Below are 11,635 nucleotides of genomic sequence, written 5' to 3'. Positions count from 1 at the left end.
TTTGCGTGAGAAACGTTGTTTCCTGTTAATGGGCCTTTACCCGTAATGTCACATCTTCTTGCCATAGTATGTCCTTTAAGTTAATCGTCTCATGTACACTTTTTTAAAAGTTCAGTGTAAAACGATGAATATTTTGTGGGATTATAGACAATTCGAGCATAAAATTTGCTTAAGGTGTCGCTGCTTCTTCTTTGTTTTACATTGGGAAGAGAAAATGAATCCAAACAAAGCACTCTTTTGAAAGTCTTGATATGGATATCCTTGCAGTTTGGCACTAGGTCACAAGTTTGATTTTGCTATAATAAATCAAAATAATACAAGAGGACATTTATGTTAGTAGCTCCAAGTATACTCTCCGCTGATTTTGGGCATTTGGCTCGTGATGTTGCAGCCATTTGTGAAGGTGGATGTGACCTTGTACATGTTGATGTGATGGATGGGCATTTTGTACCTAATCTTACGGTAGGACCTGTCGTAGTTGAAGCAGTAGCACAAGCGGCAACCAAACCTTTGGATATACACCTTATGGTGGAGAATAATTCATTTTTTGTTGACCTGTTCGCACCTTTGAAACCGGAATTTATCTCTTTTCACATTGAAGAAGAGAAGCATCCCCATAGACTCATACAGAAAATACGTGCGTTGGGTATACGCCCTGCTATTACGTTGAATCCACATACACCACCTGAAGCGATAGAGTTTTTAATTGAAGATGTAGATATGGTGCTTCTTATGAGTGTTAACCCGGGTTTTGGTGGGCAAAAGTTTATTTCTTCGGTTGTGGAAAAAGCACAGCGCCTGAAAGCATTGATAGAGAAGAGAAACCCAAAATGTTTGATAGAAGTAGATGGCGGGGTGAATGATAAAAATGTAAAAGAGTTAGAGACGGCAGGTGTTGATGTTGTAGTAGCTGGATCGTTTGTATATAAACATCCAGAGGGTATAGAGAAAGCAATTTCTGCATTAAAATAAGGGGGAAGAGTATGTATCTGAATCGTAGACGAAGCTTCAGTGAGAGGAATTCAGAAGGGACTTTGTTCCTTCTGAAGGAGAATGTATAATGAGAGTAAAAATTTGTGGAATTACCAATTTGAAAGATGCCTTACATGCTGTAGAGTGTGGGGCGGATGCATTGGGGTTTGTTTTCTATAATAAATCACCACGTTACATTACGCCTGCAGCAGCGAAAAGAATCATCGATCAACTTCCCCCTTTTGTGGAAAGAGTGGGGCTTTTTGTGAATGAGGGGGTAGAGACGATAGACACAGTGTGTAGATACTCTGATATTTCACGTGCGCAGATCCATTTTGATGTAGATGAAGAGTCTTTGGATGCCATCGGGTTACAAACTCTTCCTGTAGTCCGCGCTAAAGGGCCGGAAGATATCACACGATTTAAAAACAGATATCGCTTGGTCGATGCTTACAGTGAAGCATATGGCGGTACAGGAAAGCGTCTGAATCTTGAATGGTTCACTGGCGTGGACTGCTCTAAGATCATTTTAGCAGGAGGCTTAACTCCTGAGAACGTAGTCCAAGTTAAACAACTTGGTTTTTACGCTGTAGATGTAAGTTCAGGTGTAGAATCGATTAAAGGAAAAAAAGATCCTAGAAAAGTGAAACAGTTTATAGCTAATGCAAAAAGTCTTTGAAGAACTAACCACAGCATTTCGTAAAAATGACGGAGTGTTGCATGAAGAACAATATAAACAGATCGTTACCAAACATACTACACTACTGGAAGATGCGGAAATAATCTTTTTCCTTCTTCAAGCCTCTGGCTATCCTATAACACAACTAGAAGATAACGACTATAGACTTGAGACATGTTTTACATCACATAAAGAACAACGTTATTGTGTCATAGATATAGAAACCAATGGGTCTAAGCCCGGGACATCTCAAGTGATCGAGATCGGTGCAGTGATGTTACAGAACGGTGAAGTGATAGACCGTTTTGAAACCTTTGTTGAATGTGCTTTTTTACCGGAATATATTACTAAGATCACAGGTATTGAACCCACAGATCTTATGGGAGCACCTACAAGAAAAGCAGCGTTAACTGCATTACGTCACTTTATGGGTGATGCTATATTTGTAGCGCATAATGCACATTTTGATTATAATTTTTTGAATGCCTCGTTTGACAGATTCGGTTTAGGGGCTATCGGTAACCCCCAACTCTGTACGATTGAATTGGCAAAGCGGACTTTTGAGAGTGAACGTTATGGGCTTGCCTATCTTATAGACTTTCTAGAGATAGAGACTGCCACACATCATCGTGCTTTTAGTGATGCTGTATGTGCTGCAAAAGTGATGGAAAAGAGTTTAGAGACACTGCCAGAGTATGTTAATAGTGCAGATGAGTTACTGCGTTTTTCCATTTCAAGTAAAAAAGAGAGAAGAGTGAAAAAAGAAAAACAAAGTAAATAAACTTTATTTTTCTTTCCCTAGTATATGGTGTAAAAAGAGTATTTGTGCAAATACCGGAGCAAAGATATTGACTAAGGGTACATAGTTAAAGAGTGCAGCTATCATAGCCAAAATCCTTGTTTTTTTCTTTTTTTCTTTCAGTACTTTTTTATCATTGATGAAGAGTGCTCCCACATCATAAATGGTGGGTTCCTTCAGTAAGATAGACCACAAGTAGAGTACCAGGACCTGACCAAACATGGGGATAAAAAGTAAAGGCAATGTGATCATAAAGAGCAGTAGAAAAATGATACTGGCTTTAAGTGTTAAAAGAATAGAGGTAGTGATATTGGCACTGCCGACTACGGGAACATCAGGATAACGTTTTTTTGCCAAGGAGATGAGTAGCTTCTCACTGTACAATGAAGTAAGCAGCGATACGATGATGATAAAAAGCATATAGGCTAATGAAAAGGTTGCTACTGATGCACCTGAAGTTTGTAACCATTCCCACGGTATCCATGAAAGATATGAAGATATAAGAGTGTTAAATGTATCCCAAAGATTCCATGTCAGCAGAGAAGTAACAGCCAGTGAGATCAATCCCATTTTGAGTACGAACAGGATGACATCTTTAGAGAGTATGTCCTGTAAACTTTTAGTTATGATTTGTTTCATTCTTTACTATGGCCTTTTTACTGATATTCATTTTTAAAACTGACATAACGTTGTGCAGAGGCATAGAGTTCTGTGACTTCTTCGTCCGTTAATTCTCGTACAACTTTTGCAGGACTTCCCATGATGAGACTTCTGGGAGGGAAGACTTTATTTTTGGTTACCAGTGCAGAAGCACCTACGATAGACTCTTTGCCAATGACCGCTCCATCAAGTATAGTAGCTGACATACCTATGAGGCAGGCATCTTCTATGGTACAGCCATGCAGCATAACTCGGTGACCTACTGTGACATCATTACCTATCACCGTAGGGTGACCATCTGACATATCTGCTTTTTTATGATGTGTTACATGTACCATACTGAGGTCTTGGATATTGGTTCTGTCTCCTATGGTAATGTGATGTACATCACCTCGTACCACACATCCAAACCATACAGCAGAGTCTTCTCCCATAGTCACACGTCCTATAACAGAAGAGCCTTCTGCTATCCAGGCATTTGGACCAAGTTTCGGTGTCCATTCTTTAAGTTTTAATATCATTAACTATCCTTCAATATACGGTTGGCCAAACGGCTTACGTAGTTTGGTGTCTCTTTTTTTGTTTTATCATGGATCTTGTTTACATACTCTTCTAAGACACACTGGTTGTTTATTTTTTTACCTAGAGAAGGTACTTTAGTGTAATTTCCATCTTCCTGGAGTTCCCATCGTAAGGAATTATCTGCAAGTTGTAACATTAAAATCTGCTCTATCTTTTGGGTGAGTGTTTCTTCCAAGATAGGGGTCATGAGCTCTACACGTCTCACAAGGTTACGTGGCATGAGGTCCGCAGATGAGATGTAGCATTTGAACTTGTCATGTTTAAAAAAGTAAACACGTGCATGTTCTAAGTATTTTCCTATGACCGAAGAGACAGTAATGTTTTCACTGATACCTTTGATGCCTGGTTTTAAACAACATATACCACGGATGATAAGATCGACCTTACATCCTTTTTGGGAAGCAATGTAGAGTGCCTGGATGATATCTGCGTCAACTAAAGAGTTGGCTTTGAGTATGACATGCCCTTGCGTTCCGTGTTTGCACTCTTTTTCTATAAGCTTGATGAGCTTTGGTTTGATCTGGGTAGGTGACATGAAGAGCGTATCTAACTTTGTATGGGTAGAAAAACCTGTCAAAAAGTGAAAAAAGTGCGTGGCATCTGTACTAAAAATATCTTTTGTTGTAAAGTATGACATGTCGGTATAGATCTTTGATGTACTAGGGTTATAATTTCCCGTTGCAAGATGTACATAACTTTTAAGTTTTCCACCCTGTCTCTTGATCACTTGTGCGATCTTAGCATGTACTTTGAGCCCAGGTATACCATACACTACATGTGCTCCGGCATCTTCAAGTGCTTTTGCCCAACGTAAGTTGTTCTCTTCATCAAATCTTGCTTTGAGTTCGACAAGTACCATGACCTGTTTCCCGTCACGTACGGCATCTATGAGTGCTTTAACGATAGGAGACTTAGGTCCTGCACGGTAGAGTGTCATACGTATGGTAATTGTTTCCGGGTCTGCAGCAGCTTGTTTGATGAATTGAACTACAGGTTCAAAACTGTCAAAAGGATGATAAAGCAGAACATCTTGTTTCTCAATAGCCTCAAAGATATTCTCATTGTTTAACGGAGGTAGTATCTTTGGTGCAAAAGTAGGTAGCACAAGATGAGAGAGTGCTTTGTCCCCCACGATCTGCCAAAGACTACCTAGATTGAGAGAAAGACTCTTGTAAGAGTAAATGTCTTTGTTGTCAAGGTTGAGGTGAGAGAGTAAAAAGTTTATAAGATCTGCATCTGCGCCATCGATGAGTTCAAGACGTATAAGCGAACCTTTGTTTCTGGAACGTAAACCTTCTTGAAGGATCTCTAGAAAGTCATCTGCTTCTTCCTCTTCTATCTCGATATCTGCATTTCTTGTGACCCTGAAAGGCGTAGAGGCCAGTGGACTAAAACCAGGAAAAAGTTCAGAGGCAAAGTATTCAACCACAGATTCTATGGGAATAAATGTTTGTCCTAACTGTACAAACCTAGGAAGTATTCTCGGGATACGCACAAGACCGTGTTTTATATGTTTAGAATCATCTTCCAGTGTCAGTGCCAAACCAAAACTCAGGTTGTTCAGATGAGGAAAAGGGTGTGTGGCATCTACGGCTATAGGGATGATCACAGGATAGATCTCGTGAAAGAATTTTTCTTTTATTTCCTCTTGTTCTTCTTTGTTGAGGGCCTCATAGTTCTTTACGTTTACTCCATGGGTATGAAGTTCTGAAATGATAGAAGTGTAACATGACTCTAAAACTTTATGTTCTTTATGCAGGTACCCATGTATCTCTTCAAGTTGTTGACTTGGAGTGAGCTTGTCCGGCCCGGTCTCCTGTACTCTTGCTTTAAATAGAGCTTTAAGTCCTGCAACACGTATCATATAAAATTCATCAAGGTTTGTTCCGTAGATAGCAAGAAATTTAAGACGTTCAAGTGGAGGGAGTTGTTCATCCAGTGCTTGTGCCAAAACACGTGAGTTAAACTGTAGCCATGAAAGTTCACGGTTAAAATAAAGTTGTGATGAAGAGAGGTCTAAAGCCATGAGAATTGCCTATATAATATTATATTTTACGCGTATTATAGCAAAAACCTACAATTTTTTGATTTTTGCTATCTGGTCACGCAGTCTGGCAGCTTCTTCAAAATCCAAGTTTTTTGCAGCAGCAAGCATCTTGGCTTTGAGTTCTTTGGTCAGTTGTTGTCGCTCTGCTTTTGGCATTTTGTCCATTTTTGAAGCTTTGTTGTAGAGTTCTCCTGCATCTTCAACTTTAAGGTCTGTGTCAAGGACTCTCAGGGTGGTTTTAGGTGTGATACCATGTGCTTTATTGTACGTTATTTGTTTTTCTCGTCTTGCTTGCGTGGTGTCAATGGTGAATTGCATGGAATCGGTGATTCTTTTAGCATACATAAGGACACGCCCGTTGGCATTTCTGGCTGCCCTTCCTGAAGTTTGTATGAGTGCGGTTCTTGAACGTAAAAAACCTTCTTTGTCTGCATCAAGTATGGCTACCAGACTCACTTCCGGCAGGTCAAGACCTTCCCTAAGCAGGTTGATCCCTATCAAAATATCAAACTCACCCAAACGTAATGAACGTATGGTTTGGTTACGTTCTATCGCATCCATGTCCGAGTGCATGTGACGTGCTTTGAGTCCAAGATCGTTGTAGTAGGTACTAAGCTCTTCGGCCATTTTTTTGGTCAACACGGTAATGAGTACACGCTCCCCTTTTTCTATAACAGGTTTCATACGGTCAAACAGATTTTCTACCTGATAGGTACTGTCTATGACTTCTATTGGTGGGTCAAGCAGTCCTGTCGGTCGTACAACTTGTTCGGCTACGGCAGATGAAAGTTCAAGCTCAAGTGGCGCAGGAGTAGCAGAAACAAACAAAAAGTGAGGGGCTTTATGAATGTACTCATCAAACATCAATGGTCGGTTGTCCAGCGCAGAGGGCAGTCTGAAGCCATGGTCAACGAGTACTTCTTTACGGCTTCTGTCTCCGGCATACATCCCTCTAAACTGAGGTAAAGAAACATGGGACTCATCTACGATGACAAGGTAATCATCATGCATGGCTTCAAAGTAGTCCATCATGGAGTAGGGCGTCTCACCTACTTTTTTTCCTGTAAGGTGGCGAGAGTAGTTTTCGATGCCTTTACACATACCTGTGCCTTCTATCATCTCTAAGTCAAACTCAGTACGCTGTTTAAGACGGTTGTACTCTATCATACGGTCTTCTTTTTGGTAGTATGCAAGCCTATCAGCCAACTCTTCTTCAATGCTTTTGACTGCAAGGGCGAGTTTTTCTTTGGAGACGATGAACTGATTGGCTGAGTAGATGGTAGCCTCTTTCAGCCCGTCTTCTTTCTCTCCCGTAAGTGAGTTAAATTCATAAATATCTTCTATCTCGTCGCCAAAAAACTCTATGCGTATGGCAAACTCTTCAGAGTAAGCAGGATAAATGTCTATAACTTCACCTGTCACACGAAAATCACCCCTGTCGAAAAACTCATCATTACGTTTATATCCCATATCTACCAGTCTGAGTAGTAGTGCTTTCTGATTGTATTCGTCACCTACACAAAGTTTCTGTACGATGGAACGGTAATCATCAGGAGAACCCAATCCGTAGTTGGCAGACACAGAAGCGATGACAATGACATCATCATGTGAAAGAAGGTTTGCTGTAGTACTTAAACGTAAACGTTCCAACTCTTCATTTATAGAAGAGTCTTTTTCTATAAAAAGGTCTTGTCGTGGTAAATAGGCTTCAGGCTGATAGTAATCATAATAAGAGATAAAGTATTCGACATGGTTGTTAGGAAAAAAACTCCTAAACTCTGAGTAGAGTTGTGCTGCCAATGTTTTGTTGTGTGTCATAATGAGGGTTGGCTTTTTGGTTTTTTCTATCACCTTTGCCATGGTATAGGTTTTACCTGAACCTGTAACTCCTAGTAACGTTTGGTATTGATTACCTGCTTCTATGGAGTTACTGAGGGTCTCTATTGCGGCAGGTTGGTCACCGGCAGGCTGGTATGGACTTGATACCGTGAAATTTGGCAAAATAAACCTCTACTTTATGTTGTTTTTTTTTAAATTTTCGCTATTATAACACAAAGAAAAATATGTTCAATATAATTAAGAAACGGAGTATGAAATGTCAGCATTACAAAAATTACAGGAAAAAATAGAACAGTGGAGAGTGGATCATGAAGCCCTTAAAAGTGAAAATGTACAACTCAAAGTTGAACTTTCAAATGTATCTGGATCTCAAAATGCACAAGAGGCGCAAATAGCAGCACTTAAACGTGAACTTGAAGAGAAAGATACAGAGATCGAAAAGATCATTGCACAGGTCGAATCACTCTTAGCCTAAGCCCATAAAGGAATACCATGAAGAATGTAGGACTTACTGTTTCAGGAAATCGTTATGAGATAAAACTAGAAGATGCTTTTGCGGACTTTGTAAACAAAGACCTAGAAGAGGCAGGAGTAAATTTACATCAAGATAACAAGCCGGATAAGCTGCTTAAAGCCTATCTGCGTTTAGCCAAACAGGCTACCTCTTATGAAGATGAGATCGAACTGCTTATTGAAACTTTGGATGGAATTTAGATAAAAATGATCTTCTTGGTGGGCATATGCCCACCCACCCCATTTATCCTCTCAACTCACAGCCATCTAATGTACGTGCTATAAGTGTTTCTTCTGACTCTTTTTTATCAAATTCTGTTGTTTTAAACTTAAATACGATTTTTTTACTTCTTATCCAATTATCTTTTTCCAGAGTTTGACGTATACGTTCCTCTAAGATCAATGCGTTTTCTTGTTCTGTAAATGGTAATAATAGAAAAAAATGATTTTCATCATATCGACAGGCAATATCACCATCACGTACTAAAGAGTGTATCAAAATACCAAATACTTTAAGCGTATTTCTTTTTGTTCTATTATTGTATGTTTTATTCTTTTTTTCAAAATTATCAATCGATACACATAGCATAGAGAGTGGGTAGTTATGTCTTGCAGATCTACTACAAGTTATTTTGAGTTCTGACATAAAATATTTTTTCTTATATAGTTTGGTCTCATGGTCATGTATGTTATGCTTTTTCATTTGTCTATGGATATAGATTCTTACTATGTAGATGATCAAGAGTATAAGCAGCATTGTTGTAGTAAGTGAAAAATAGAATAGGTTGATCATCTTCTTTTGTTTGAGATAAACCATTTTTTCCACAATGACAGCCAGAGAGTCTGCTTTTTCCCAGCATTGGAGAGCCTGTTCCCTGAGAGCCATTGTCTCCTGTTGAGAAAGAATTTCTCTATAGTTATCCCAGCATGTCATAACTTGTGTGAAATCTTGTGAAAGTGATTTTGTACCTATATATAGGTTGGATGTATTATTTTGAATCACCCATAAAGAGATATTTTGAAGGGTAGTGTCAATATCTTTGATCATTTGTTGGGAGCTTTTATTATTTGCAGTGAGTGCCAAATTCGAGATAGCACCAGCTGTCCAAGAACTTTGGCGTACGATTTTTGTGTCATTTTGCATCGTTTCAAATGATGTATAAACAAAATAAAAACTAAAAGGCAGTAGAAGGACGACAAAGTAAAGTACCAATGTGATTCTAAATGATGACCATTCTTTTTGCATAATGTTTCCTTATTATATATAATGAATAGATGAAAGGCAGTTTCTAGAGAGAAATTTGTAGGGTTATCCTATTTCATGAGGTTACCTTTGAATTCGCTGTCCACCAAAATCATAAATAATATCATAACATTTTGTATGGTTTAAATCAAATGCACAGGAATGTCTGTATCACTATAATTAATATGAATAGCTACCATTATAGTAAGCATTTACATCTGATATACATATCTAGCACATAAGATACTTATCTCTATACTAGCATGGTTTATTGTAATATTACATAGATTTATAGATAAATATTATGAATTGATTGTAAAAAAATGATACTTTTTAGAAATATTTATTGTTTTTTGACATTTTTTGACATTTTTTGACATTTTTTCAGTATACTTCTCTTAGGTCGGTTACTGAACTGATACTAAAACATTTTAACAGGAGTTAATCATGAATAACATGAGACGCGGATTCACAATGATCGAATTGATCTTTGTAATTGTAATTATCGGAATTTTGGCAGCAGTAGCAATACCTAAATTGGCAGCAACTAGAGATGATGCATTGGATTCTGCATTGATTTCAAACATCAAAACATGTGTTACTGATGCAATATCAGAATATCAGTCAACGGGAGCAGATCCTGTTCTAACAGGTATTCCTGCATGTGTAGATGCAAATGCAGATGCTTTGACAACAATTTCTATTTCAGGTAATGATATGGATGTGAGTACTACTAATGCAGCGGCTGTTGCTGCAGGACTACATGGTAAATCACCTATGAAGGGTTCACGAGTAACTCGATAACGTAATTGTTTTGCTAGACATAATCTCCAGCAGCTCACAACCACGAGCCTGAGATTATGTTTAGATATAGGGGCAGTTAGCACCTGAAAAAACATAACAGTTATATCAGTTTTTATTAAAAAAGTATCAAATTTTATAGAATAGTAACCTAGTACTACTTTTTATAATTTTTCCTCCGCTAATTCTAATCATTGAATGTATTTCACCTAAACCAAGCAGCTAAATATTTAGCAAATTATTTGAAAAATACTTCATAAGGTATTCTGTAATTCAGTATTTTCTAGGTCTATGATTTAGCTTATCGCGTATTGTAAGAGTTTTCTTCGTTCACCAATTTTATACATTACATATAAAATAATTGACATTTTATTGACATTTTTATGTAATACTTATAATATTAAATCTGCATTATAAAAGGGAAATAATGAAAAATGCATTTACTATGATAGAATTGATCTTTGTAATTGTTATTATAGGTATTTTGGCAGCGGTAGCTATCCCAAAATTGGCAGCGACTAGAGATGATGCAACTTATTCAACACTGATGGCGAATACAAAGATTTGTATTACTGATTTAGTATCTTCCTACAAAGGCAAAGGACAAGTACCGACTATAGATGATTATGATTCTTGTGTAGAGGCAAAAGCTGATGGAGCTAGTATAACGTTTGTTGGAGATAATGTTCATATTGAAAATGTAGATGATTCATTAAATGGAGACCATGTATATAAAGGGACACAGGTAATTCGTTAAGAAATGATCTTTTTTTATGATATAATAATTTGAACTTAGAAATTTAAAAATATGAAGGGGTGTTATGAAAAAAGCATTTACAATGGTTGAATTGGTTTTTGTAATCGTAGTGATAGGGATATTATCGGCGATTGCAATTCCAAAACTAGCAGCTACTAGAGATGATGCAGAAGAGACCAGAGCTATAGCCACAGTAGGTGCTTTGCGTTCTGCTATTGCTACGGAACGGCAAAAAAGTATTTTGAGAGGTGTTTTTACTGATATTAATGGGTCTGCAGCTGAAGACTTATTGCAGTATGGATTAGATTCTGATTGGTCTAGAGATGGAAATGTATTCACTTATGTAGGTCCATCTGGTACTACTGTACTTACATTGTCTAGAAATAAATTAGATTGTACCTCTGGCTGTAGCTATTTAGGCTTATAAGATACTTTTTTTATTCGTATATTTTTGAGTGGAATAAACTCTGACTAAAGGTTAGAAGTACTCTTTTAGGGGTATACTTTAGTGAATAAAATTTATATAAAGAGTTAATTCATAGTGAACTATTATAAAATATTGCTTCTTCGTTCAAGTGCACCTGACTTGACGTATGCATGCCAAGATCACTTATCTACAGGTTCAATTGTTTCTGTACCTTTAAAAACAACGCTTAAAGACGCTGTGGTTATAGTAGAGGTAGAAAAGCCTGAGTTTAAAACAGCAGAGATAGCTTCTGTTTCAGATAAGCGTTACAGTAACG

At 37.7% G+C, this 11,635-nt stretch carries 14 protein-coding genes and 1 pseudogene; 9 read left to right on the top strand and 6 right to left on the bottom strand.

The genetic code is table 11. The features are described 5' to 3' along the window. On the bottom strand, positions 1-65 hold a 65-nt coding region (locus tag ABYK33_RS09240; RefSeq protein WP_373032865.1), incomplete at its 3' end, for a bL28 family ribosomal protein. Positions 66-330: 265 nt separating this feature from the next. Here ABYK33_RS09240 and rpe point away from each other — a divergent pair. From rpe to ABYK33_RS09225, 3 genes are all read left to right on the top strand, one after another. Beyond that, complete coding sequence (gene rpe / locus ABYK33_RS09235; RefSeq protein ID WP_373032864.1) at positions 331-972, top strand: ribulose-phosphate 3-epimerase; 642 nt, start codon at positions 331-333, stop codon at positions 970-972. Positions 973-1,060: 88 nt separating this feature from the next. Beyond that, positions 1,061-1,651, top strand: a complete 591-nt coding sequence (locus ABYK33_RS09230; protein WP_373032863.1) for a phosphoribosylanthranilate isomerase — start codon at positions 1,061-1,063, stop codon at positions 1,649-1,651. Then, the gene (locus ABYK33_RS09225) at positions 1,635-2,432 is read left to right on the top strand and encodes a 3'-5' exonuclease (RefSeq protein WP_373032862.1); all 798 of its coding nucleotides are present in this window, start codon (positions 1,635-1,637) and stop codon (positions 2,430-2,432) included. Before ABYK33_RS09230 ends, ABYK33_RS09225 begins: the two co-directional genes overlap by 17 nt. Before the next feature lie 3 nt (positions 2,433-2,435). On the opposite strand, the gene ABYK33_RS09220 is transcribed toward ABYK33_RS09225, so the two are convergent. The 4 genes from ABYK33_RS09220 to uvrB are packed head-to-tail and all read right to left on the bottom strand — an operon-like array spanning position 2,436 to position 7,740. Continuing rightward, complete coding sequence (locus tag ABYK33_RS09220; protein WP_373032861.1) at positions 2,436-3,089, bottom strand: EI24 domain-containing protein; 654 nt, start codon at positions 3,087-3,089, stop codon at positions 2,436-2,438. Between the two features lie 17 nt (positions 3,090-3,106). Next, the gene (locus ABYK33_RS09215) at positions 3,107-3,631 is read right to left on the bottom strand and encodes a gamma carbonic anhydrase family protein (protein WP_373032860.1); all 525 of its coding nucleotides are present in this window, start codon (positions 3,629-3,631) and stop codon (positions 3,107-3,109) included. Further along, positions 3,631-5,718, bottom strand: coding sequence for an RNA degradosome polyphosphate kinase (locus tag ABYK33_RS09210; RefSeq protein ID WP_373032859.1), 2,088 nt, complete (start codon positions 5,716-5,718; stop codon positions 3,631-3,633). Before ABYK33_RS09210 ends, ABYK33_RS09215 begins: the two co-directional genes overlap by 1 nt. Positions 5,719-5,766: 48 nt before the next feature. Further along, a complete protein-coding gene (gene uvrB, locus ABYK33_RS09205; protein WP_373032858.1) occupies positions 5,767-7,740 on the bottom strand; it encodes an excinuclease ABC subunit UvrB in 1,974 nt (657 codons plus the stop codon). Between the two features lie 94 nt (positions 7,741-7,834). Here uvrB and ABYK33_RS09200 point away from each other — a divergent pair, with 94 nt between their 5' ends. After that, on the top strand, positions 7,835-8,053 hold the full coding sequence (locus ABYK33_RS09200) for a hypothetical protein (protein WP_373032857.1): 219 nt from the start codon (positions 7,835-7,837) through the stop codon (positions 8,051-8,053). A gap of 17 nt (positions 8,054-8,070) precedes the next feature. Continuing rightward, positions 8,071-8,292 (top strand): hypothetical protein, encoded by a 222-nt coding sequence (locus tag ABYK33_RS09195; RefSeq protein ID WP_373032856.1) that lies wholly within the window; start codon positions 8,071-8,073, stop codon positions 8,290-8,292. Between the two features lie 43 nt (positions 8,293-8,335). On the opposite strand, the gene ABYK33_RS09190 is transcribed toward ABYK33_RS09195, so the two are convergent. After that, positions 8,336-9,337, bottom strand: coding sequence for a GGDEF domain-containing protein (locus ABYK33_RS09190; RefSeq protein ID WP_373032855.1), 1,002 nt, complete (start codon positions 9,335-9,337; stop codon positions 8,336-8,338). A gap of 444 nt (positions 9,338-9,781) precedes the next feature. Between ABYK33_RS09190 and ABYK33_RS09185 the strand changes: the two genes are divergently transcribed. From ABYK33_RS09185 to ABYK33_RS09170, 4 genes and pseudogenes are all read left to right on the top strand, one after another. Next, a complete protein-coding gene (locus tag ABYK33_RS09185; RefSeq protein WP_373032854.1) occupies positions 9,782-10,138 on the top strand; it encodes a type II secretion system protein in 357 nt (118 codons plus the stop codon). 424 nt (positions 10,139-10,562) lie between these two features. Continuing rightward, positions 10,563-10,892, top strand: a complete 330-nt coding sequence (locus tag ABYK33_RS09180; RefSeq protein WP_373032853.1) for a type II secretion system protein — start codon at positions 10,563-10,565, stop codon at positions 10,890-10,892. Between the two features lie 64 nt (positions 10,893-10,956). After that, positions 10,957-11,319, top strand: a complete 363-nt coding sequence (locus tag ABYK33_RS09175) for a type II secretion system protein (RefSeq protein ID WP_373032852.1) — start codon at positions 10,957-10,959, stop codon at positions 11,317-11,319. Between the two features lie 114 nt (positions 11,320-11,433). Further along, a pseudogene (locus ABYK33_RS09170) lies at positions 11,434-11,635 on the top strand (primosomal protein N'); the annotation flags it as partial.

This window comes from Sulfurovum sp. (assembly GCF_041562805.1).
GTDB lineage: Bacteria > Campylobacterota > Campylobacteria > Campylobacterales > Sulfurovaceae > Sulfurovum.
Note: the sequence above shows the minus strand (reverse complement) of the source record. Positions and strands in the feature narration are given on the sequence as shown.